We start from the raw sequence: 21,966 nt of genomic DNA, 5'->3' as shown, positions 1-21,966 counted from the left end.
TTCTTGCGTTCATGCCGCGACGACGTGCCGGTCGCCGGTGAGCCTTTCGCGCAGCGTCGCCTCGGCGTACGACGCGCGAAACAGCCCGCGCGACCGCAGAATCGGCACCACCTCGTCGACGAACACCTCCAGACCGTCGGGGAAGACGTCGGGCATCAGATTGAAGCCGTCCGCGGCGCCGGCGCCGAACCACTGCTCGATGGTATCGGCCACGTCGACCGGCGATCCCACGATCACCCGGTGACCCGACCCGCTGAACGCCCGCAGCGTCTGCCGCAGCGTGAGCCCGCCGCTGACGACCAGGCGCACCACCGACTCCCGAAAACCCAGGGAGCCAACGAATTTCGACGGATCCGGCACACTGCCGAGCAGCCGGGCGGGGATGGGTTCGTCCAGCGGCAGCCCGGACAGGTCGGCGCCCAGGGTCTGTGACAACCGCTCGACGTCGTGGCCGGCGGGCAGCAGCGCGTTCTGCTCCTCGTAGCGCCGCTGCGCCTCGGCGCGGCTGCTGCCGATGGTGGTGATCAGTCCCGGCAGGATGCGCACCGCGTCGCGACCGCGGCCGTGCGCCACGGCGGCGTCCTTGACGTAGCGGTAGTGCTCGATCGCGGCGTCCAGGTCCAATTCGGCGCTGAACACGGCGTCGGCGACGCGGCCGGCCAGTTCCCGGCCCTGCGGCGACCCGCCGGCTTGGACCAGCAGCGGATGCCCTGCGGGACGGGCCCTGCGGCAACGAGCCGGTGACGGCGAAGAATTCGCCGCGGTGATCGACGCCGCCGCCGGTCGCGGCGTCGCGCCACAGCGCCAGCGCCACGTCGACGAACTCCGCGGCCCGCCGGTACCGCGTCGAGCGGTCCGGCAGATCGGCCAGGCCGAAGTTGCCGCCCGCCGCTTCCGAATACGTGGTGACGATGTTCCACGCCAGGCGACCACCGGAGAGCTGGTCGAGGCTGAGCAGCCGGTGCGCCAGCTCCACCGGGTCGTTGAACGTCGACGAGAACGTGCCGATCAGCCCGAGATGCTCGGTTTCGGCGGCGACGGCCGCCAGGATCACGCTCGGCTCCAGGGCCTGCGACGGGCGCAGCGCCGGATGATCGCGCACCGCCGGCCCGTCGGCCAAAAACAGCGCATCCAGCGTTCCGCGTTCGGCGATCCGGGCCATCCGCACGTAGTAGCCGGGATCGGTGAACGCGGTCGGCGGCTCGGCCGATCGCCGCCACGACGCGGTGTGGATGCCCAGGTTCAACACGTTGACGTTGAGCGTCAGGCCGCGCTCGCGGCGGCTCACAGCCGGGCCCCCGCGTTCGGCGCATCGTCGAAGGCGCGGGGATGATGCGACAGGTCGGGGGCGGCCGGGACGGGTAGCGAAAGTCGTTGCCGCAGTGTGCCCGCGCCCGGCGTGGCCAGCAGGCCGCGGCGGTACGCGGCCGCCACGACGTCGTCCAGCACCGCGGTCAGCGCGTCGGCCGGCACCCGCAGCAGCACGCCGGCGGCGCCCGGCGTGCCCGCGACCCGGTCGAGCGCCGCGTGATCGACCGAGCGGACCCGGACCACGGCGCCGTCGGGCACCGGGGCGCCGTCCTCGACGACGACCACGTCCGCATCCGCTGTGGCCGCACCGGCGTGCTGCCACACCGGCAGGTCGCCCTGCCGCGAGCCGGGCACGCTCAGCGGCCCGGCGATGCGATAGGCACCGCGCACGTCGGCCCGGCGGAGCCGGGTGGTGTCGGCGAAGACGCCGGTCGAGCGGTCGCCCAGCACCGACGCGAAAGGCCAAGTGCGCCATAGTGTTCGCACCGCCGCGATCGCCTCCGCGGTGTGCGCCGGACCCAGGGCGGCGCCGGTCCAGGTGTCGGCGCCGGCGCCCAGGGCGATGCGCCGGTCGGCGTCCAGGGCGAACCACCCGACCCGCCCGCGCGCCGCGTGGTCGACCGAGACCAGCCGGCGGGCCAGGTTGTAGGGGTGGTCGCGGTGCGGTGCCGCCGCGACGACCAGGCCCAGGTGGCTGCTGTGCCGGGCCGCGACGGTGGCGATCACCGACGCGTCGAGGCTGGGCGCGGCGGGCGGTTCGGCCCGGTCGGCGCCGATCACCCAGTAGTGCACACCGGCGGACTCCAGGCGGTGCGCCAGACCGGCGATACCCGAAGCGGGCGAGCGTTCCCCGATTCCGTCGCCGGCCAGCTCGATCCCGACGGACAGCGCAACAGCCATGAACCAGGACGCTACGTGGCCGCCTGCGCGATGCAACTCCCGCGATCGTCGCGGGCCGAAAGATGGCTGACCACAGCGTGTTCCGCTTAAAAATTGTGACGCGGTAAACCGTTGCCGGCATTGCGCGGCGGCGCCTAGGTTTGGTCGCTGTTGCCGCGGACCGCCGCGGCGCGGACGCATCCGGAAGGCTCTGACACGTATGCCCGTTGCATTTCACCGGCAGGACACACCCGCGGGCGCGGCGGCGGTGCAGCCCGTGCTGGCCGAGATCGCCGCGGACTACCGCCTGCGGTTGGCCGACGGGGGCACCGAACCGCCGCTGCGTGGGCTCAAACTCGTTCGCGACCATCGGCTCGGCGCGCTGCGATTGGCCCGCGAGCTGGGCGGCGCCGGCTACACGGCGCCGGAGTTTTTCGACTACCTCGTCGCGCTCGCCGCCGCCGACCCCGACCTGGCGCACATCCTGCGGATCCACTACGCACTGGTCGAGGAGCTGCAAGTCACGCCGCGACGCCCGGGCAGCGACCGGTGGATCGCGGTGGTCGCCGAGGGCGGGCTGATCGGCGGCGCCAACGCCGAACAGAGCCAGAAGTCGGTGGGCGGCAACCACCGTGACACCCGGCTGGTCACCACTCCCGACGGGTTGCGGTTGCGCGGCAGGAAGTTCTACAGCACCGGCGCGCAGTTCTCCGACTACCTGCGGATCACCGCGCAGGACGACGACGGCGCGCCGACCGCCGTGGTGATTCCGGTCGACCGGGCCGGGGTCGAGCACCTCGACGACTGGGACGGCATCGGTCAGCGCCAGACAGGAAGCGGCACAACGGTATTCAACGACGTTGCGGTCGCCGACGACGAAGTGTTCCCGCTCGGTTCGACCATCGGCGTCAACCGGGCCCGCGGCGCGCTGGTCCAGCTGTACCTGCACGCGGTGGCCGCCGGAATCCTGCGCAGCCTGACCGAGGACGCCGCGGCGCTGGTGCGCGGGCGGCGCCGGACCTACACGTTCGCCAGCGCCGACACCCCGACCGCTGACCCGCAACTGCTGCAGATCGTCGGCGAGATCGACGCGGTGGCCTACACCGCGCACGCCCTGGTGCGCAACGCGGCGGCCGAGCTCGCCCCGGCGCTGCAGGCCGCCCGCGACACCGGGATCGATCCGGAACTGGAAGCCGCGGCATCGATCGCCGCCGCCCGTGTCAAGGTGGCGATCCAGGAGCCCGCGCTGCGGGCGGCGTCACGCGTGTTCGACGCCGGCGGTGCGTCCGCTGTCCAGGCGTCGGCGCTGCTGGACCGGCACTGGCGTAATCTGCGGACGCTGTTCTCGCACAACCCGACGGTCTACAAGGCGCGGGTGCTCGGCGATGTCGTCGTCAACGGCGCCGCCCTGCCCGACACCAGCTTCTTCTGACCCGCTCGCATGGCGAAGGTAGCATCGCGCACCGCGACGCTGGGCGCGATGCTGTGCGTCCTGGCGGCGGGGTGTTCCGGCCATCGGCACACCGCGAGCACCGGACCCACGGGTCCGCCGGTGCGCGGCGGCACCCTGACCTACTCGGACGTGCAGTTCGTCACCGACACCATGGCCGCCAACTACAGCGCCAACAACCTGATGTTCCAGCTGCTCGACCGGGTGGTCTACGTCGACCCGAAAACCGACGCGGTGCGCGGGTGGCTGGCGAAAACCTTCTCCCGCAACCAGAACGCCACCCGGTACACCTTCACCATCCGCGACGGGGTGAGCTTCAGCGACCACACACCGCTGACCGCCGAGGTGGTCAAGGCGAATTTCGACCAGCTCGGCAAGGGTGACCCGGCCAAGAAGATGCCGGCCTTCGCCGATTTCGTCGGCTACGACCACAGCGAGGTCAGCGGCAACGTCGTCACCGTGTTCCTCGACCGGCCCAACACCAACTTCTACAAGGTGCTGTCCTACAGCCGCGCGGGCATCCGCGCACCGGCCACGCTGGCGCTCGACTACCAGCGCCAGGCCAAGGTTGAAAACGTCATCGGCTCAGGCCCTTTCGTGTACCAGTCGCAGATCCCCGACCAGCAGGTGGTGCTCACCAGGCGCCCGGACTACGCGTGGCCGCCGTCGTCGTGGCCCAACCAGGGGCCGGCCTACGTCGACAAGGTCGTCTTCCGGGTGATCGGCGAGCCGGGCCTGCGCGCGGGCGCGGTCCAATCCCATCAGGTGGACGTGGCCCGCGGAATCCAGCCCACCGACGAACCCGCGCTCAAACAGGGTGGCCTGCAGGTGATCCCGGTGGCGGCTCCCGCCGAGACCGCGAACCTGGTCGGGTTCCGGATCAACAACCAGGTCGTCGACGACGTCCGGGTGCGCCGGGCGCTGCAACTGGGCATCGACCGTCGGGCGGTGGTGGACACGGTGCTCTCCGACAGTTATCGCGCGGCCGATTCCGTGCTGGGACACGACGATCCGTTGTTCGCCGATGTGAGCGCCGACATCGGGTATCAGCCGCAGCGGGCGGCCGGCCTGCTCGATGCGGCCGGGTGGAAGCCGGGCGGCGACGGGGTGCGCGAAAAGGACGGCAAGAAACTTGTTCTGACGCTGGCGGCGTCCAACCAGAGCGTGGTGTTCCGCCCGGCGTTCGAGTTCATCGAACAGCAGTGGCGGGAGCTGGGCGTGGTGCTGCAGAACCGGGCAGGCGACACGACGTTCTTCAATGCCTCCAGCAGTCAATCGTCAACTCCGTTGTTCGGCACCAGGATCCAGTACAACATCGGGCTGGGCCTGCTGTTCGGCCGCCCGAAAAGCAACCTGACGTTCGCGCAGAACGACGCGTTGCTCGCGCTGTCCGAGGAGGAACTGCGGCAGACCGACCCGACGCGGCTCAAAGACGTCGTCGCCCGCGAGCAGCGCAGGATCATCGACGACCAGCTGGCGTTGGTGCTGTGGGATGAGGTGCAGGTGCACGCGGCCGCACCCAACGTGCACGTGGAATTCACCCGCTACACCGAGCCGCTGCTGCAGAGCGCCTGGAAGGCGTGAGGGGGATGCTCGGCTACGTTCTCGCCCGGATCGGCCAGTCGGCCATCGTGCTGCTGGCGGTCTTCAGCCTGGTGTTCTGGGGCGTCAGCATCCTGCCGGCCGATCCGGCGGCGATCTTCGTGGCCAAGGGGGAGGGCTACTTCAACCCCGACATCGTCGCGCAGGTCAAGGCGTTCTACGGCTACGACCGGCCGCTGTGGGTGCAGTACTTCGCGCAGCTGAACCAGGTGCTGCACGGGCATTTCGGCTTCTCGCTGTCCAGCGGTCAGGCCGTCACCGACCGGATCGGCGGGGTGATCGGCGAGACGCTGAAACTGGCGGCCACCGCCACCGCGTTCGCGGTGCTGTTCGCGGTGTCGGTCACCGCGCTGGCGACCACCTGCGCGCCGGTGCGGTCGGTGCTGCGCGCGATCCCGCCGCTGTTCGGCGCGGTCCCCACGTTTTGGCTCGGATTGGTTGTGCTGCAAGTGTTTTCGGTGCAGCTCGGCCTGATCTCGTTGTTCCCGGACGGATCCGTGACGTCGCTGCTGGTCGCCGCGCTGGTGCTCGCGGTGCCCGTTTCGGCGCCGATCGCGCAGGTGCTGGGCAAGAACATCGACGCCACGCTGGCGCTGCCGCACGTCAACACCGCGCGGGCCAAGGGCGGCACCCCGGGCTGGGTGATCCGCAAGCACGTCGTGAAGAACGCCGCCGGGCCGGCGCTGACGGTGACCGCGACGACCGTCGGTGCACTGCTGGGCGGCTCGGTGGTCACCGAAACGGTGTTCTCCCGCTCCGGAGTGGGTGCGGTGCTGCTGCAGGCGGTGTCCAGCCAGGACATCTCGCTGATCCAGGGCCTGGTGCTGCTGACGGCGGTGGCGATCGTGGCGGCCAACCTGGCGGTGGACCTGATCTATCCGCTGCTCGACCCGCGGGTCACCCGGGTGCAGCGCCGCGGGTTCACCACCCGGCTGGGCAGGTTCGGATGAGCGCGCGCACGGCGTCCTGGCCGGTGCGGATCTCCGCGGCGGTGCTGATCCTGACCGCCGCCTGGGCGGCGGCTCCAGGGCTGTTCACCGATCGAAACCCGTTGAAGGGCAGGCCGGTTGACAAGTTCCAGCCGCCGAGCGCGGCGCACTGGTTCGGCACCGACCACCTGGGCCGCGACGTGCTGACCCGGGTCATCTACGGAACCTCGCACACCGTCGCCACCGCGGGGCTGGCGGTGGCGGTGGGGCTGCTGCTCGGCAGTTCCGTCGGCATCGCCGCCGGCGTCAGCGGGCCCGTGGTCGATGCCGTCGCCATGCGAGCGTCCGACGTGTTGCTGGCGCTGCCGGGGTTCCTGACGTCGGTGTGGATCGTCACCGCCTACGGCCCCGGACCGCTGTCGGTCGGCATCGGTGTGGGCATCGGATCGATCGCCGTCTTCGCGCGGGTGTTTCGCGCCGAAGTGCTGCGGGTGCGGGCGCTGGACTACGTCGAGGCCGCCTTTCTGTCCGGCGAGACCCGCTGGTCGGTCATCCGCCGCCATATCGTTCCCAACGCCGCCGGCGCCGTGATCGCGCTGGCGGTGATCGATCTCAGCGGTGCGATCCTACTGATCTCGGCGTTGGGTTACCTCGGCTACAGCGCCCCGCCGCCGACACCGGAGTGGGGACTGCTAGTCGCCGAGGGCCGCCGCTATCTGGCCACCGCGTGGTGGCTGTCCACCCTGCCCGGCGCCGTGGTCCTGTCGGTGATCCTGGCGCTCGGCGTGCTCAGCCGCCGGGCGCTGACGTCGCACCGCATCTGAACGAGAAGAGAACGCACAATGGGTCCACCGCTGCTCGACGTGTCCGGTCTGACCGTGACCTATCCCGGTGCGGTGCCCAGGGTGGCGCTGGACCGCGTCGACCTGGCGGTGTCGTCGGGCGAATTCGTCGCCGTGGTCGGTGAATCCGGTTCGGGCAAAACGACTTTGGCCAACGCGGTGGTCGGATTGCTGCCGGCGGCCGCGAGGATCACCGCGGGGTCGTTAACCATCGCCGGTCGCGACGTGCTGGGCCTGAGCGAACGGCAGTGGTGCCGGCTGCGCGGCAGCACCGTGGGATTGGTGCCGCAGGATCCCGCCACGTCGTTGAACCCGGTGCGCAGCATCGGATCCCAGATCGCCGAGATCTTCCCCCTGAAGGGCGAGCGGTTGTCCCGGCGCGAGGCGCGGCGGCGCTGCATCGAGCTGCTGGACCGGGTGGAGATCGACCGCCCCGCGCAGCGCCTGAAACAGTATCCGGGCGAGCTCTCCGGCGGCATGCGCCAGCGCGTGCTCATCGCGATCGCGTTCGCCCTCAACCCCGGGCTGTTGATCGCCGACGAGCCGACGTCCGCCCTCGACGTGACCGTCCAGCGGCACGTGCTGGCCGTGTTCGATCGGCTGGTCGCCGAGCAGCGCACCACCGTCGTCTTCATCACCCACGACATCGGGGTGGCCACCGATCACGCGTCGCGCATCGTGGTGATGCGCGGCGGCGTCGTCGTCGAGGACGCGCCGGCCGAGGCCATCGTCGCGGCCCCGCGCACCGAGTACGCCGCGCATCTCGTCCGCCGGCTCACGGCTCCGGCGCCGGCCGCCGCGCCCGCCGGCTCCGAGGACGTCATCGAGGTCGCCGGCGTCGCCAAGGAGTTCCGGCTCGGTGCCCGGGCCCGGCACACCGCCGTGGCGGAGGTGGCCTTCACCGTCCGGCGGGGCGAGACGCTGGCGCTGGTGGGGGAGTCCGGGTCGGGCAAGTCGACGACGGCGAAAATGGTCGTCGGCCTGCTCACCCCCACCCGGGGCACGGTGCGGGTGCTGGGCCGCGATGTCGCCGCGCTGCCGGCGCGGGCCCGGCGCCGGCACTGGCAAGACATCCAGTTCGTCTACCAGAACCCGGGGTCGGCGCTGGACCCGCGCTGGACGGTGCGCCAGATCCTGGACGGCCCGCTGCGGTCCTACCGGGTGGACGACCGGGCCCGCCGCGCGCAGCGCATCGCCGAGGCCCTGGCCAGTGTCGGCTTGAGTGACGACAAGCTGGACCGGCGGCCGGGCGAGCTCTCCGGCGGTGAATGCCAGCGGGTCGCGATCGCCCGCGCCCTGGTGCTGCGCCCGCAGATCGTGGTGCTCGACGAACCGCTGTCCGCGCTCGACGTCGTCACCCAGGACCAGATCGTCGGCCTGCTGCTGCGGCTGCAGCGGCAGCTGGGGCTGACCTATCTGTTCGTCTCGCACGATCTGTCGGTGGTGCGGCGACTGGCGCACCGCGTCGTGGTGCTGCGCGCCGGGCGCGTCGTGGAAACCGGGGACACCGCGGCGGTGTTCGCCGCGCCGGCCGCGGACTACACCCGCGCGCTGCTCGACGCGGTCCCGGGCCGGCGGCTGGCGCATCCGGCGCTGTCCCCCTCCTGAACGTGGGGGGCCTGCGCGAATCGGCCTTTCGGAACTCGACATGGGAAGATGGGACCCGTGTTGCGTTGGATCACCGCCGGGGAGTCGCATGGCCGCGCGCTGGTGGCCGTGCTGGAAGGCATGGTCGCCGGGGTGGAGATCACCTCCACCGACATCTCCGAACAGTTGGCCCGGCGCCGCCTCGGGTACGGCCGCGGCGCCCGGATGAGCTTCGAGCGGGACGCGGTGAGCGTGCTGTCCGGGGTGCGGCACGGCCTCACCCTGGGCGGACCGATCGCCGTCGAGATCGGCAACACCGAATGGCCCAAGTGGGAAACCGTGATGGCCACCGACCCGGTCGACCCGGCGCAGCTGGCCGACAGCGCCCGCAACGCCCCGCTGACCCGGCCGCGGCCCGGCCACGCCGACTACGCCGGCATGCTCAAGTACGGGTTCGACGACGCCCGGCCGGTGCTGGAGCGGGCCAGCGCCCGCGAGACCGCGGCGCGGGTGGCCGCGGGCACCATCGCCCGGTCGTTCCTGCGCCAGGCGCTCGGCGTCGAGGTGCTCTCGCACGTGATCGCGATCGGCCCGTCGGCGCCGTACGAAGGGCCGCCCCCGGGCCCGGGCGACCTGCCCGCGATCGACGCCAGCCCGGTGCGCGCCTACGACGAGGCGGCGGAACAGGCGATGATCGCCGAGATCGAGGCCGCCAAGAAGGACGGCGACACCCTGGGCGGCGTGGTCGAGGTGGTGGCGCTGGGGCTGCCCGTCGGGCTGGGCTCGTTCACCAGCGGCGACAACCGGCTGGACGGCCAGCTGGCCGCCGCGGTGATGGGCATCCAGGCGATCAAGGGGGTGGAGATCGGCGACGGTTTCGCCACCGCCCGCCGCCGCGGCAGCCAGGCCCACGACGAGATGTACCCCGGCCCCGACGGCGTGGTCCGCTCGACCAACCGGGCCGGCGGGCTGGAGGGCGGCATGACCAACGGCCAGCCGCTGCGGGTGCGCGCCGCGATGAAGCCGATCTCCACCGTGCCGCGCGCGCTGGCCACCGTCGACATGGCCACCGGCGACGAGGCCGTCGCCATCCACCAGCGCTCGGACGTGTGCGCGGTGCCGGCCGCCGGGGTGGTGGTCGAGGCCATGGTGGCGCTGGTGCTGGCCCGCGCGGCGCTGCAGAAGTTCGGCGGCGACTCGCTGCCGAGACCCGCCGCAACATCGACGCCTACCGGCGGCGGTCGCCGAGCGCGAGGCGCCGGCCGCCCGGGAACCGCGTGATGGCGCCCAAAGCGGTGCTGATCGGGCTGCCGGGCTCCGGCAAGTCCACCATCGGGCGGCGGCTGGCCAAGGCGCTCGGGGTGGGTTTCCTGGACACCGATGCGGCCATCGAGCAGCGCACCGGCCGGCCCATCGCCGAGATCTTCGCCACCGACGGCGAGCGGGAGTTCCGCCGCATCGAGGAGGAGGTGGTGCGCGCGGCGCTGACCGAGCACGACGGCGTGCTGTCGCTGGGCGGCGGCGCGGTCACCAGCCCCGGGGTGCGCGAGGCGCTGGCCGGCCACACCGTCGTCTACCTGGAGATCAGCGCCACCGAGGGGGTGCGGCGCACCGGCGGCAACACGGTGCGCCCGCTGCTGGCCGGGCCGGATCGCGCCGAGAAGTACCGCGCGCTGCTGGCCGAGCGCAGCCCGCTGTACCGGCGGGCCGCCACCATCCGGGTCGACACCAACCGGCGCAACCCCGGCGCGGTGGTGCGCTACATCGTGTCGCGGCTGCCCGCCACCGATGCCTGCCGGGCCGCCACATGAGAACCACCCGCGAACCGGTGACCGTGCAGGTGGCCGTCGACCCGCCCTACCCGGTGATCATCGGCACCGGGCTGCTGGGCGAGCTGGACGAACTGCTCGGCGCCCGGCACAAGGTCGCCGTCGTGCACCAGCCCGTACTCGCCGAGACCGCCGAGGTGATCCGAAAGCGGTTGGCGGACAAGGGTGTTGACGCGCACCGCATCGAAATCCCGGACGCCGAGGACGGCAAGGACCTCCCGGTCGTCGGCTTCCTGTGGGAAGTGTTGGGCCGCATCGGAATCGGCCGCAAGGACGCGTTGGTCAGCCTGGGCGGTGGCGCGGCCACCGACGTCGCCGGTTTCGCGGCGGCCACCTGGCTGCGCGGCGTCGACATCGTGCACGTGCCCACCACCCTGCTCGGCATGGTCGACGCCGCCGTCGGCGGCAAGACCGGCATCAACACCGACGCCGGCAAGAACCTGGTCGGCGCCTTCCACCAGCCGCTCGCGGTGCTGGTCGACCTCGCGACGCTACACACGTTGCCGCCCAACGAGTTGGTGGCCGGCATGGCCGAAGTCGTCAAGGCCGGCTTCATCGCCGATCCGGCGATCCTCGACCTCATCGAGGCCGATCCGCGGGCCGCGGTGGACCCGTCCGGCGAGGTGCTGGCCGAGCTGGTCCAGCGCGCCATCGCGGTCAAGGCCGACGTCGTCGCCGCCGACGAGAAGGAGTCGGAGCTGCGCGAAATCCTCAACTACGGGCACACGTTGGGGCATGCGATCGAGCGCCGCGAGCGCTACCGGTGGCGGCACGGCGCGGCAGTGTCGGTGGGCCTGGTCTTCGCCGCCGAGCTGGCCCGGTTGGCCGGGCGGCTCGACGACGCCACCGCGCGGCGGCACCGCACCATCTTGTCCGCGCTCGGCCTGCCGGTCAGCTACGACGCCGACGCGCTGCCGCAGCTGCTGGAATACATGGCCGGGGACAAGAAGTCCCGCGCCGGGGTGCTGCGGTTCGTGGTGCTGGACGGATTGGCCAAGCCGGGCCGGCTGGCCGGCCCGGACCCGTCGCTGCTGGCGGCGGCGTATGCCGCCCTGGCCGACGAGGACGCCTCATGATCGTGCAGGTGATCAACGGCCCGAACCTGGGCCGGCTGGGCCGGCGCGAGCCCGACGTGTACGGCGACACCACGCACGACCAGCTGGCCGCGCTGATCGAGGCCGAGGCCGCCGCGCTGGGGCTGAAAGCCATTGTGCGGCAAAGCGACAGCGAAGCCGAACTGCTGGACTGGATCCACGGGGCGGCCGACGCGAACCAGCCGGTGATCCTCAACGCCGGCGGTCTGACCCACACCTCGGTGGCGTTGCGTGATGCGTGCGCGGAGCTGAGCGCCCCGCTGATCGAGGTGCACATCTCGAATGTGCATGCGCGCGAAGAGTTTCGGCGGCATTCCTACCTGAGCCCGGTGGCCACCGGGGTGATCGTCGGGCTAGGGGTGCAGGGCTATCTGCTCGCCCTGCGCTACCTGGCCGGCCGGCCCGCCTAGGCCTTGCCGGGTTCGCCGCCCGGTTCGGGCTCGGTGCGGATCACCTCGGTCTTCGGGTCGTCCCCGGCGCTGGGGATCGTCTCGGTGGGCGATTCGGCCTCCCGCTCGGCGGTGGCGACCGCCGCGGTGTGCGCCTCGGTCTGGGCGCCGGCCGCCGGAATCTCGCCGGTGGGCGCGTCGTCGCCGCGCACCGCGGAGAAAACGTCGGTGTCGGCGCGCTCGTCGTCGTGGCCGGGCCGGCGCGGCGGCGGGTTGCGGTCCACCCGCCAGCGGCCGATGGTCACGCCGATGATGCCGGGCAGAAAGACGCACAGCGCGGTGAACGCCGCGAACGTCGTCACCTCGTTGATCAGCCCGCCGGTGTAGAGGCCCTTGTACACCAGGGCGATCAGCCAGGAGACGGCGCCGCTGAGCACGCCCGCGACCAGGCCGGCCAGCAGCCAGGTCATCGCCAGGTCGCCGCGGCGGTCCGGGTCGGGGTTGGCGATCGCGTCGGCCCGGCCGTCGAACACGCCCCAGACCGCCACCGCGATGACGAACAACAGCAGCAGCACCACGCTGAACAGCCCGGCCTGCGTCTGCCACGCGTTGATCAGCGCACCCTGGAACAATCGGACGACGACCATCGCCGCGGCGTACACCAATCCGCGCAGCATCCAGTTACTCATGGCCCAAAAGCGTAGCGAGTACCGTCAAGACCCGTGACACATTCTCAACGCCGGGACCGGCTCAGGGCACGACTCGAGGCCGACGGACTGGATGCGCTGCTGGTCACGGACCTGATCAACGTCCGCTACCTGTCCGGATTCACCGGCTCCAACGGCGCGTTGCTGGTGTTCGCCGACGACCGGCCCCCGGTGCTGGCGACCGACGGCCGGTACCGGACCCAGGCCGCCGAGCAGGCCCCCGACCTCGACGTCGCCATCGAACGCGCGCTGGGCCGCTATCTGGCCGGCCGCGCCGCCGAGGCGGGCGCACGCACCCTGGGCTTCGAGAGCAACGTGGTCACCGTCGACGGATTCGACGCCCTGACGGGTGAGCTGGACGGCCGCAAGGCGGCCACCGAGCTGGTCAAGGCCGCCGGCACCGTCGAGGCGTTGCGCGAGGTCAAGGACGCCGGCGAGGTCGCGCTGCTGCGGCTGGCCTGCGAGGCGGCCGACGCCGCGCTCACCGCGCTGGTGGACGGCGGCGGGCTGCGGCCCGGCCGCACCGAACGCGAGGTCAGCCGGGAGCTGGAGGCGCTGATGCTCGACCACGGCGCCGACGGGATCTCCTTCGAGACCATCGTGGCGACCGGCGCCAACTCGGCGATCCCGCATCACCGCCCCACCGACGCGGTGCTGGCCGACGGCGACTTCGTCAAGATCGACTTCGGGGCGCTGGTCGGCGGCTACCACTCCGACATGACCCGCACCTTCGTGCTGACCAAGGCGGCCGACTGGCAGCTGGAGATCTACCGGCTGGTCGCCGACGCGCAGCGGGCCGGCCGGGAGGCGCTGCGGGCCGGCGCCGACCTGCGCGAGGTGGACGCCGCGGCCCGCCGGGTGATCGCCGACGCCGGCTACGGCGAGCAGTTCAGCCACAGCCTGGGCCACGGCGTCGGGTTGGAGATCCACGAGGCGCCGGGCATCGGCGCCACCTCCACCGGCACGCTGCGCGCCGAATCGGTGGTGACCGTGGAGCCCGGCGTCTATCTGCCCGGCCGCGGCGGCGTGCGCATCGAGGACACGTTGGTGGTGCCGCCGGAGACCGCCGGCAAGCCCCCCGAGCTGCTGACCAGGTTCCCCAAGGAGCTGGCCGTCCTGGCCTGACGCCCGCCGGCGCCCTCTAAACTGGCCGACAAGTCCCACGACGGCCGCACCGCCGGCCGTCCATCCCCGAGGAGATATAGGCGCACCGTGGCAAGCACTGCCGATTTCAAGAATGGACTGGTCCTGGTGATCGACGGCCAGCTGTGGCAGATCGTCGAGTTCCAGCACGTCAAACCCGGCAAGGGCCCGGCGTTCGTGCGGACCAAGCTGAAGAACGTGCTGTCCGGCAAGGTCGTCGACAAGACCTACAACGCGGGGGTGAAGGTGGAGACCGCCACCGTCGACCGCCGCGACACCACCTACCTGTACCGCGACGGCAGCGACTTCGTCTTCATGGACAGCCAGGACTACGAGCAGCACCCGCTGCCCGAGTCGCTGGTGGGTGACGCGGCCCGGTTCCTGCTGGAGGGCATGCCGGTGCAGGTGGCGTTCCACAACGGGTCGCCGCTGTACATCGAGTTGCCGGTGTCGGTCGAGATGGAGGTCACCCACACCGAGCCCGGCCTGCAGGGCGACCGGTCCAGCGCGGGCACCAAACCCGCCACCGTGGAAACCGGCGCGGAGATCCAGGTGCCGCTGTTCATCAACACCGGCGACAAGCTCAAGGTGGACACCCGCGACGGCAGCTACCTGGGGCGCGTCAACGCGTGAGCAAACCCCTGAGGGGACGCCATCAGGCCCGCAAGCGCGCGGTCGACCTGCTGTTCGAGGCCGAGGCGCGGGGGTTGAGCCCGGCCGAGGTGGTCGACGTCCGGACCGGCCTGGCCGACACTAACCCCGAAGTGGCGCCCCTGCAGCCGTACACGGCCGCGGTGGCCCGCGGGGTGGGCGACCACGCCGCCCACATCGACGACCTGATCAGCTCGCACCTGCAGGGCTGGACGCTGGACCGGCTGCCCGCCGTGGACCGCGCCATCCTGCGGGTGGCGGTGTGGGAGCTGCTGTACGCCGACGACGTGCCCGAGCCGGTCGCCGTCGACGAGGCCGTCCAGCTGGCCAAGGAGCTGTCCACCGACGACTCGCCGGGCTTCGTCAACGGCGTGCTGGGCCAGGTCATGCTGGTGACGCCGCAGATCAGGGCGGCCGCCCGGGCGGTGCGGGGTCCCCGGGACACGTGACCCGGTTGGAGCTGCGCCTGGTCGTCGCGGCCGTGCTGGCGGCGACGGTGGTGGTGGGCGCGGTGGTGTGCGCCGCCTACCACCTGAGCATCGTCGCCTCGGTGCTGGCGATCCACGCCCTGGGCGTGGGCGCCTGGCTGTATCACTGCGTCGAACGGGTGGCGGTGGCCCGCCGGATCAGCACCGTGCGCTCGGCGGCCACGCCGCTGCGGCCGCTGCTGCCGGTGATGGCCGCGATCATGGGCCTGACCCAGGGCGTGGTGCGCTCACTGTCCGACGTCACCGAGCTGCCGGCCCGCCGCTGGGAGCTGCCCGTGCTGCGCTGGGTGGACGGCGGCCGGGGTAACCGGCGGGTGATCGACGGTGACGACGAGCCGGATCGCTGACCAAGCTGAGGTGAAACGACCACGGGCGGGGGCGCGGCGGGATGACAATACGAGCTGGACTGCAGCGGCGGCGATGCGAGAAGAGCAGGTGAGGTCATGATCCGATACAGCACCCAGCCGCGACGGCTGCGGGTGTCCGCGCTGGCGGCCGTGGCCAACCCGTCGTACGCCCGGGTGGACACCTGGAATCTGCTCGACGACGCCTGCCGGCACCTCGCCGAGGTCGACCTGGCCGGGCTGGACAAGACGCACGACGTGGCCCGGGTGAAGCGCCTGCTGGACCGCATCGCCGCCTACGAGCGCTACTGGTTGTACCCCGGCGCGGAGAACCTGGCGATCTTCCGCGCCCACCTGGAGAGCCTGTCCACGGTGCGGCTCACCGAGGAGGTCTCCCTGGCGGTGCGGCTGTTGAGCGAATACGGCGATCGCGCAGGGCTTTTCGACACGTCGGCGCCGCTGGACGACCAGGAGCTGGTGGCCCAGGCCAAGCAGCAGCATTTCTACACCGTGCTGCTGGCCGACGACGCCCCCAGCACCGCACCGGACAGCCTGGCCGAATGCCTGCGGGCGCTGCGCAACCCGTCCGACGACGTGCAGTTCGAGATCCTGGTGGTGCCCAGCGTCGAGGACGCCATCACCGCGGTCGCGCTGAACGGCGAGATCCAGGCCGCGATCATCCGCGACGACCTGCCGCTGCGCTCCCGCGACCGGCTGCCGCTGATGAACACCCTGCTCGGGCCCAACGAGGACGCGGACGGCGTCATCCCCGACCGCGCCAACGACTGGGTGGAGTGCGGCGAGTGGATCCGCGAGCTGCGCCCGCACATCGACCTGTATCTGCTCACCGACGAGTCGATCGCGGCGGGCGACGACACCGAACCCGACGTCTACGACCGCACCTTCTACCGGCTCAACGACGTCACCGACCTGCACAGCACGGTGCTCGCCGGGCTGCGGAACCGTTATGCCACACCGTTTTTCGACGCGCTGCGGGCGTACGCGGCGGCCCCGGTCGGCCAGTTCCACGCGCTGCCGGTGGCGCGCGGGGCCAGCATCTTCAACTCCCGCTCGCTGCAGGACATGGGGGAGTTCTACGGCCGCAACATCTTCATGGCCGAAACCTCCACCACCTCCGGCGGCCTGGACTCGCTGCTGGACCCGCACGGCAACATCAAGAAGGCGATGGACAAGGCGGCCAAGACCTGGAACGCCGACCACACCTACTTCGTCACCAACGGCACGTCGACCGCCAACAAGATCGTCGTGCAGTCGCTGACCCGGCCCGGCGACATCGTGCTGATCGACCGCAACTGCCACAAATCGCACCACTACGGGCTGGTGCTGGCTGGGGCGTACCCGCTGTACCTGGACGCCTATCCGTTGCCGCAGTTCGCGATCTACGGGGCGGTGTCGCTGCGCACCATCAAGCAGACCCTGCTCGACCTGGAGGCGGCCGGGCAGTTGCACCGGGTGCGGATGCTGCTGCTGACCAACTGCACCTTCGACGGCGTCGTCTACAACCCGCTGCAGGTCATGCAGGAGGTGCTGGCGATCAAACCGGACATCTGCTTTTTGTGGGACGAGGCGTGGTACGCGTTCGCCACCGCCGTGCCGTGGGCCCGGCAGCGCACCGCGATGGTGGCCGCCGAGCGGCTCGAGCAGATGCTGGCCTCGCCGGATTACGTTGAGCAGTACCGGAAATGGGCCGCGTCGATGCAGGGCGTGGACCGTTCGGAGTGGATCGAGCGGGAGTTGCTGCCCGACCCGGCCACCGCTCGGGTGCGGGTCTACGCCACCCATTCCACGCACAAGTCGCTCTCGGCGCTGCGCCAGGCGTCGATGATCCACGTGCGGGACCAGGATTTCAACGCGCTCACCCGCGACGCGTTCGGTGAGGCGTTTTTGACCCACACCTCGACCTCGCCCAACCAACAGCTGCTGGCGTCGCTGGATCTGGCCCGCCGCCAGGTCGACATCGAGGGCTTCCAGCTGGTCCGGCAGGTCTACGACATGGCGCTGGTGTTCCGGCACCGGGTCCGCAAGGACCGGTTGATCAGCAAGTGGTTCCGCATCCTCGACGAGTCCGACCTGGTGCCCGAGGAGTTCCGGGCGTCGTCTGTGAGCTCCTACCGCGAGGTTCGGCAGGGGGCGCTGGCCGAGTGGAACGAGGCGTGGCGCTCCGACCAGTTCGTGCTGGACGCCACCCGGGTCACCCTGTTCGTCGGCGCGACCGGCATGAACGGGTACGACTTCCGGGAGAAGATCCTGATGGAACGCTTCGGCATCCAGATCAACAAGACCTCGATCAACAGCGTGCTGCTGATCTTCACCATCGGCGTCACCTGGTCCAGCGTCCACTATCTGCTCGACGTGTTACGAAGGGTGGCAACGGATTTCGATCGCATCCAGAAGGAGGCCAGCGCCGCCGACCGGGCGCTGCAACGACGCCACGTCGAGGAGATCACCGAGGACCTGCCGCACCTGCCCGACTTCAGCGAATTCGACGTTGCCTTCCGGCCGGTCGACGAATGCAACTTCGGCGACATGCGGTCGGCGTTCTACGCCGGGTACGAGGAGTCCGACCGCGAGCACGTGCTGATCGGCACGGCCGGGCGGCGGCTGGCCGAGGGCAAGAACCTGGTGTCGACCACCTTCGTGGTGCCCTACCCGCCGGGTTTCCCGGTGCTGGTGCCCGGCCAGGTGGTGTCCAAGGAGATCGTCTACTTCCTGGCCCAGCTCGACGTGAAGGAAATCCACGGCTACAACCCGGATTTGGGGCTGTCGGTGTTCACCGACACCGCGCTGGCGCGGATGGAGGCGCAGCGCAACGCCGCGACCGCCGCGGTGGGTTCGGTGACCGCGGCCTTCGAGTTGCCCGCGGACGCCTCCGGCGGCAACGGCGCGCACAACGGCGCCGGCGCGGTGCCGTCGGTCGCCGACGGAGGCTGAGCTCTCAGCCGGTGGCCGGGGTCGGCCCGGCGGGGCAGGTGGTGCGGGCCGAGGTGTGCGGGGCGCTCACCGGCCAGTCGGCCACACCGCGGTGGATGCCCTGGATGAGGGCGTCCCGGCCGGCCGCGGCCTGGTCCCGGCAACTCGAACTCAGCGTGCCGAACGGGCTCGGGTCGGCGCCGGCCGGCGCCGCCACCAGCACCCCGGAGCCCACCGCGACGACGGCGGCGACCAGCATCCGGGCCATCGCTCGATGCTCACCGCGCGGCGGGCGTGCAGTACCAACCATGTCGGTGCCAGCCTAGGACGGGGCCGCTGAGAGGCCGCTGAGAAGCGCACCGTTCTCGGTGTTCTCCGGCGGGGCGCGGGCCTGCAGAATCGAAGGCGTGCACCTGGGTATCTCCGCCCGCTCGGCGGCGGTCGCGGCGATCGTCGTGTTCTGCGCGCTGACGGTGGCCGGCGCGGGATTGGACGCCATCCTGTACCGGTCGTTGCTGTCCGGCGTGGATTACGCTGCGGCCGAACGGGTTCGCGACATCGCCAAGGCGCTGCAGTCGGATTCACGCGAGGAACTCGACAACGCCCTGCTGACCACCGACCAGCGGGTGGTGGCCACCCAGTTGATCGGTCCGGACGGCAGCGTGGTCAAGCGGTCCGGCTCCGCGCCGGCCACCCCGTTGGTGCCGACCGCTGATTTCGACTTCACCCTGCGCCGCGGCCTGCCCGACGACGCGGTGTCCGGCGACGACATGCGGGTCAGCGGCCAGAAGGTCGCCACCCGCTCGGGGGTGTACACGGTGCTGGTCGGCGGGGGCAGCGAGGCGGTCGAGGCGACCGCACGCACCCTGGCGATCCTGTTGGCCACTACCGCGCCGGTCATCGTCGCGGTGGCGGCCGGCGCGACGTACTGGCTGGTGCGTCGGTCGCTGAAGTCGGTGGACGCGATCCGCGCCCGGGTGGCCGACATCTCGGCGTCGGACCTGGCCGAGCGGGTGCCGGTCCCGGACGGCCGCGACGAGATCGCGGCCCTGGCGGTCACCATGAACGAGATGCTGTCCCGGCTGGAAGCGGGACACCGTGCTCAGCAACGCTTTGTCGGCGACGCGTCGCACGAGCTGCGCAGCCCGCTGACCACCATCATCTCCGGGCTGGAGGTGGCCGAGGCGCACCCCGAGCTGCTGGACGCCGAGCTGGCGGTCAACACCCTGCTGCCCGAGGCGCACCGGATGCGCGCCCTGATCGACGACCTGCTGCTGCTGGCCCGCGCCGACGAGCGAAACCTGTTGCGGCGCAAGGAGCCGGTGGCTCTCGACGACCTCGCCGAGGCGGAAGCTGCCCGGGTGCGCCGCGACGCCGACTGCGCGGTCCACACCGATATCCGCCCGGCGCGGCTGCTCGCCGACCCGACGGCCATGACGCGCATGATCCGCAACCTGGTGGACAACGCTGTGCGCCACGCGGTTTCGTGCGTCGCCATCGAGGTCGGCAGCCGTGACGGGACGGCGGTGCTCACCGTCGGCGATGACGGCCCGGGCATACCGCCGGCGCAGCGGAGCCGGGTGTTCGAGCGGTTCGTGCGGCTGGACACCGATCGCGCGCGCAGCGGCGGTGGGGCCGGGCTGGGCCTGGCCATCGTCGCCGAGGTGGTCGCGGCGCACGGCGGCACCGTCACCATCGGGGACCGGCCGGGCGGGGGCACCACCCTGACGGTGGCCCTGCCGCAACACCCGGCTCAGCACAGCAGCCGGTAACCGACCCCCCGGATCGTCTCAATGGTGTTGGTGCCGAACGGAACATCGATCTTGCGGCGCAGGTAGCCCACGTACACCTCGACCACGTTGTCCGGCCCGTGGTGATGCGCGTCCCACACGTTCGCCAGGATGTCGGCCTTGGTCACCACCACGTCCTTGTTGCGCATCAGGAACTCCAGCACCCCGTACTCGCGCGGCGTCAGCGCGATCGGCGTGGAGCCGCGCTGGACGGTGTGCCGGGCCGGATCCAGCGACAGCGACCCGGCCGTTAGCACCACCGGCCGCTCCGGCGCGCCGCGGCGCACCAGCGCCCGCAGCCGCGCCACCAGCACCCGGAACGAAAACGGTTTGGTCAGATAGTCATCCGCACCCAGATCGAAGGCGTCGGTCTCGTCGTACTCGCCGTCCTTGGCGGTCAGCATGAGCACCGGTGTCCACACGTTGTTCGACCGCATCCGCCGCAGCACCTCGTACCCGCTGCGGCCGGGCAGCATGATGTCGAGAATGACGACGTCGAAAGGGTTTTCGGTGGCCTCGGCCAGGCCGTCGACGCCGTTGCCGACGGTCACCACCACGAATCCCTCCGCCTTGAGTCCCCGCGCCACCGTCGCCGCCAGCCGGGGCTCGTCCTCGACGAGCAGGACTTTCATGCGTTCACGCTACGTCGACCCCCGCTAGTCGGGCCAGCGGGCCTCGATGAGCACCTCGGCGAACGGGCCGCCCATCCGGGCGAACCGGTTCGTCGCCACCCACAGCACGCCCGGATGCTCCAGCCTGATGCGCACCGGGTGGCCGCGCAGTGTCTCGCCGGGATCGGTGTGGCTGACGAACGTCGTCGGCCGGGTCAGATCGACGTCGACCGTCCAGCCGGGCCAAGGGGATTCGAAGAAATCGCGGTTGAACCACATGGTGGGGCATTCGTGGATCGGCTGTTCCCGCAAGCCCATCGGGGGAAGCATCATCAGCGGCGCCCCGACCCGCTGCCGTGGCACGGGTGGCATGCCCGCTCCTTCGTCCGGTCCTGATTTGGTCTCGCCGCCGACGACGGTACGCAGAATTCGCTGTGAAATCGTTGAGAGTCAGGTCGCAGTGGGGGATTGCGCCGCACCGGTTTCCGGCCTTCCGGGGTGCCGGCCCGGCCGCTGCGGTATCACGATGAGCAGCACGGCGATCAGCGCCGCCAGCACCGCCGTGGCCAGCGGGCGGCTCCACGCCAGGCCACCCTGGGCGACGGGCTTGTCGATGAAATCGCCGACGGTCGCCCCCAGCGGCCGGGTGAGGATGAACGCGACCCAGAACAGGGCGACCCGCGACACGCCCGTCCAGAAGTACAGGCCGGCGACCACGAGCAGGCCCGCCGCGAAGACCAGGGCGCCGCGCCGGTAGCCGAAGTCGCGGGTGTCGGCCAGCCAGTCGCCCAGCGCGGTGCCCAGCGTCTGGGAGAGCGTGATGGTCGCCCAGTAGAAGGCCTCGACCTTCGGCGTGTGCACGGTCGCGACCGACACCGTGCCCTGCGACCAGCGCCAAAGACCCAAAGTGGCCAGCAGACAAGCCAACAGCAGCAGCGACCCGCCGGTGTAGCCGATGCCCAGCGAACGGTCGGCGAAGTCGGCCAGCACGGTGCCGAACGTGGTCGACGCCACGATCGTCGCCCAATAGAGGACGGGGTGAAAGCGCGCGGCCAGGATCTGCGCCGCCACCAGCAGCACCAGCGTGACACCGAAGAGCGCCACCCCGGCCGCGTAGCCCCAATCCAGCGTCATCGTGACGGTGTCGCCGCCGGTTTCGCCCAGCGTCGTCGCCAACACCTTGATCACCCAGAAGCCCAGCGTGATCGCGGGCACCTTGGTCCAGGTCTGGCTCGACACCCCGTCAGCTGTGCTCATGTGCGGTCATCCTCCGTCATCGGGATGTTCAGCATGCCCACCGTAGCGTGACCGGGCCGGCAGTTCTGCTCATCCGGATCACAAACCCCGCCGGTGGCCGCGGGTGGCGCAATGACCCGGCGCGCCGCGGTT

The 21,966-nt window shown here is 71.2% G+C and carries 20 protein-coding genes and 2 pseudogenes; 15 read left to right on the top strand and 7 right to left on the bottom strand.

The window, feature by feature from the left end:
- Positions 1–9: 9 nt before the first annotated feature.
- Positions 10–1,249 (bottom strand): annotated as a pseudogene (locus NF20_RS09815) (NtaA/DmoA family FMN-dependent monooxygenase).
- A 35-nt stretch (positions 1,250–1,284) separates the two neighbouring features.
- Positions 1,285–2,211, bottom strand: a complete 927-nt coding sequence (locus tag NF20_RS09810) for a luciferase (protein WP_033710731.1) — start codon at positions 2,209–2,211, stop codon at positions 1,285–1,287.
- Positions 2,212–2,410: 199 nt separating this feature from the next.
- On the opposite strand from NF20_RS09810, the gene NF20_RS09805 reads away from it, so the two are divergent.
- From NF20_RS09805 to aroQ, 9 genes and pseudogenes are all read left to right on the top strand, one after another.
- Positions 2,411–3,622 carry an acyl-CoA dehydrogenase gene (locus NF20_RS09805; RefSeq protein ID WP_011725456.1) on the top strand — a complete coding sequence of 404 codons (1,212 nt, stop codon included), beginning with the start codon at positions 2,411–2,413 and terminating at the stop codon, positions 3,620–3,622.
- Positions 3,623–3,631: 9 nt separating this feature from the next.
- Positions 3,632–5,224, top strand: a complete 1,593-nt coding sequence (locus tag NF20_RS09800; protein ID WP_011725455.1) for an ABC transporter substrate-binding protein — start codon at positions 3,632–3,634, stop codon at positions 5,222–5,224.
- 5 nt (positions 5,225–5,229) lie between these two features.
- Positions 5,230–6,192, top strand: coding sequence for an ABC transporter permease (locus tag NF20_RS09795; RefSeq protein WP_009977703.1), 963 nt, complete (start codon positions 5,230–5,232; stop codon positions 6,190–6,192).
- A complete protein-coding gene (locus tag NF20_RS09790) occupies positions 6,189–6,995 on the top strand; it encodes an ABC transporter permease (protein ID WP_009977702.1) in 807 nt (268 codons plus the stop codon). Before NF20_RS09795 ends, NF20_RS09790 begins: the two co-directional genes overlap by 4 nt.
- Positions 6,996–7,013: 18 nt before the next feature.
- Positions 7,014–8,621 (top strand): ABC transporter ATP-binding protein, encoded by a 1,608-nt coding sequence (locus NF20_RS09785; protein WP_011725454.1) that lies wholly within the window; start codon positions 7,014–7,016, stop codon positions 8,619–8,621.
- 57 nt (positions 8,622–8,678) lie between these two features.
- Positions 8,679–9,870: pseudogene (gene aroC, locus NF20_RS09780) on the top strand (chorismate synthase); the annotation flags it as partial.
- 10 nt (positions 9,871–9,880) lie between these two features.
- Positions 9,881–10,411: a shikimate kinase gene (locus NF20_RS09775; protein WP_003872632.1), complete on the top strand. Its 531-nt coding sequence runs from the start codon at positions 9,881–9,883 to the stop codon at positions 10,409–10,411.
- Complete coding sequence (gene aroB / locus NF20_RS09770) at positions 10,408–11,505, top strand: 3-dehydroquinate synthase (RefSeq protein ID WP_003877609.1); 1,098 nt, start codon at positions 10,408–10,410, stop codon at positions 11,503–11,505. The genes NF20_RS09775 and aroB overlap by 4 nt, the downstream gene beginning before the upstream one ends.
- Positions 11,502–11,933, top strand: coding sequence for a type II 3-dehydroquinate dehydratase (gene aroQ / locus NF20_RS09765; RefSeq protein WP_003872630.1), 432 nt, complete (start codon positions 11,502–11,504; stop codon positions 11,931–11,933). The genes aroB and aroQ overlap by 4 nt, the downstream gene beginning before the upstream one ends.
- Here the strand turns inward: aroQ and NF20_RS09760 are convergent.
- On the bottom strand, positions 11,930–12,601 hold the full coding sequence (locus NF20_RS09760) for a B-4DMT family transporter (RefSeq protein WP_003877611.1): 672 nt from the start codon (positions 12,599–12,601) through the stop codon (positions 11,930–11,932). The two genes, aroQ and NF20_RS09760, sit on opposite strands and share 4 nt — an antisense overlap.
- Positions 12,602–12,634: 33 nt before the next feature.
- Between NF20_RS09760 and NF20_RS09755 the strand changes: the two genes are divergently transcribed.
- The 5 genes from NF20_RS09755 (at position 12,635) to NF20_RS09735 (ending at position 18,197) form a co-directional block, all read left to right on the top strand.
- Positions 12,635–13,744, top strand: coding sequence for a M24 family metallopeptidase (locus NF20_RS09755; RefSeq protein ID WP_003872628.1), 1,110 nt, complete (start codon positions 12,635–12,637; stop codon positions 13,742–13,744).
- A gap of 87 nt (positions 13,745–13,831) precedes the next feature.
- On the top strand, positions 13,832–14,395 hold the full coding sequence (efp, locus tag NF20_RS09750) for an elongation factor P (RefSeq protein WP_003872627.1): 564 nt from the start codon (positions 13,832–13,834) through the stop codon (positions 14,393–14,395).
- Positions 14,392–14,862: a transcription antitermination factor NusB gene (gene nusB / locus NF20_RS09745; protein ID WP_003872626.1), complete on the top strand. Its 471-nt coding sequence runs from the start codon at positions 14,392–14,394 to the stop codon at positions 14,860–14,862. Before efp ends, nusB begins: the two co-directional genes overlap by 4 nt.
- Positions 14,859–15,248: a hypothetical protein gene (locus NF20_RS09740; RefSeq protein WP_009977697.1), complete on the top strand. Its 390-nt coding sequence runs from the start codon at positions 14,859–14,861 to the stop codon at positions 15,246–15,248. Before nusB ends, NF20_RS09740 begins: the two co-directional genes overlap by 4 nt.
- 96 nt (positions 15,249–15,344) lie before the next feature.
- Positions 15,345–18,197, top strand: coding sequence for an aminotransferase class I/II-fold pyridoxal phosphate-dependent enzyme (locus NF20_RS09735; protein WP_009977695.1), 2,853 nt, complete (start codon positions 15,345–15,347; stop codon positions 18,195–18,197).
- Between the two features lie 4 nt (positions 18,198–18,201).
- On the opposite strand, the gene NF20_RS09730 is transcribed toward NF20_RS09735, so the two are convergent.
- A complete protein-coding gene (locus NF20_RS09730) occupies positions 18,202–18,444 on the bottom strand; it encodes a hypothetical protein (protein WP_003872623.1) in 243 nt (80 codons plus the stop codon).
- A gap of 100 nt (positions 18,445–18,544) precedes the next feature.
- Here NF20_RS09730 and NF20_RS09725 point away from each other — a divergent pair, with 100 nt between their 5' ends.
- Positions 18,545–19,948, top strand: a complete 1,404-nt coding sequence (locus tag NF20_RS09725) for an ATP-binding protein (protein WP_003872622.1) — start codon at positions 18,545–18,547, stop codon at positions 19,946–19,948.
- Here NF20_RS09725 and NF20_RS09720 read toward each other — a convergent pair.
- From NF20_RS09720 to NF20_RS09710, 3 genes are all read right to left on the bottom strand, one after another.
- Positions 19,930–20,598 carry a response regulator transcription factor gene (locus tag NF20_RS09720; RefSeq protein WP_009977689.1) on the bottom strand — a complete coding sequence of 223 codons (669 nt, stop codon included), beginning with the start codon at positions 20,596–20,598 and terminating at the stop codon, positions 19,930–19,932. The genes NF20_RS09725 and NF20_RS09720 overlap by 19 nt on opposite strands.
- 24 nt (positions 20,599–20,622) lie before the next feature.
- A complete protein-coding gene (locus NF20_RS09715; RefSeq protein WP_009977687.1) occupies positions 20,623–20,940 on the bottom strand; it encodes a hypothetical protein in 318 nt (105 codons plus the stop codon).
- An 87-nt stretch (positions 20,941–21,027) separates the two neighbouring features.
- Entirely contained in the window at positions 21,028–21,834 is an 807-nt protein-coding gene (locus tag NF20_RS09710) for a hypothetical protein (protein WP_019733708.1), read from the bottom strand.
- Between the last annotated feature and the right edge of the window lie 132 nt (positions 21,835–21,966).

The sequence above is a fragment of the Mycobacterium sp. MAC_080597_8934 genome, from assembly GCF_000523975.1.
Taxonomy (GTDB): Bacteria; Actinomycetota; Actinomycetes; order Mycobacteriales; family Mycobacteriaceae; genus Mycobacterium; species Mycobacterium avium.
This window is presented reverse-complemented; position numbering and strand designations above follow the sequence as displayed.

Bases quoted from the DNA above. Each gene is read 5' to 3' on its own strand.
- NF20_RS09810 (WP_033710731.1), bottom strand. From the start codon at position 2,211: ATGGCTGTTGCGCTGTCCGTCGGGATCGAGCTGGCCGGCGACGGAATC.
- NF20_RS09805 (WP_011725456.1), top strand. From the start codon at position 2,411: ATGCCCGTTGCATTTCACCGGCAGGACACACCCGCGGGCGCGGCGGCG.
- NF20_RS09800 (WP_011725455.1), top strand. From the start codon at position 3,632: ATGGCGAAGGTAGCATCGCGCACCGCGACGCTGGGCGCGATGCTGTGC.
- NF20_RS09795 (WP_009977703.1), top strand. From the start codon at position 5,230: ATGCTCGGCTACGTTCTCGCCCGGATCGGCCAGTCGGCCATCGTGCTG.
- NF20_RS09790 (WP_009977702.1), top strand. From the start codon at position 6,189: ATGAGCGCGCGCACGGCGTCCTGGCCGGTGCGGATCTCCGCGGCGGTG.
- NF20_RS09785 (WP_011725454.1), top strand. From the start codon at position 7,014: ATGGGTCCACCGCTGCTCGACGTGTCCGGTCTGACCGTGACCTATCCC.
- NF20_RS09775 (WP_003872632.1), top strand. From the start codon at position 9,881: ATGGCGCCCAAAGCGGTGCTGATCGGGCTGCCGGGCTCCGGCAAGTCC.
- aroB (WP_003877609.1), top strand. From the start codon at position 10,408: ATGAGAACCACCCGCGAACCGGTGACCGTGCAGGTGGCCGTCGACCCG.
- aroQ (WP_003872630.1), top strand. From the start codon at position 11,502: ATGATCGTGCAGGTGATCAACGGCCCGAACCTGGGCCGGCTGGGCCGG.
- NF20_RS09760 (WP_003877611.1), bottom strand. From the start codon at position 12,601: ATGAGTAACTGGATGCTGCGCGGATTGGTGTACGCCGCGGCGATGGTC.
- NF20_RS09735 (WP_009977695.1), top strand. From the start codon at position 15,345: ATGATCCGATACAGCACCCAGCCGCGACGGCTGCGGGTGTCCGCGCTG.
- NF20_RS09730 (WP_003872623.1), bottom strand. From the start codon at position 18,444: ATGGCCCGGATGCTGGTCGCCGCCGTCGTCGCGGTGGGCTCCGGGGTG.
- NF20_RS09720 (WP_009977689.1), bottom strand. From the start codon at position 20,598: ATGAAAGTCCTGCTCGTCGAGGACGAGCCCCGGCTGGCGGCGACGGTG.
- NF20_RS09710 (WP_019733708.1), bottom strand. From the start codon at position 21,834: ATGAGCACAGCTGACGGGGTGTCGAGCCAGACCTGGACCAAGGTGCCC.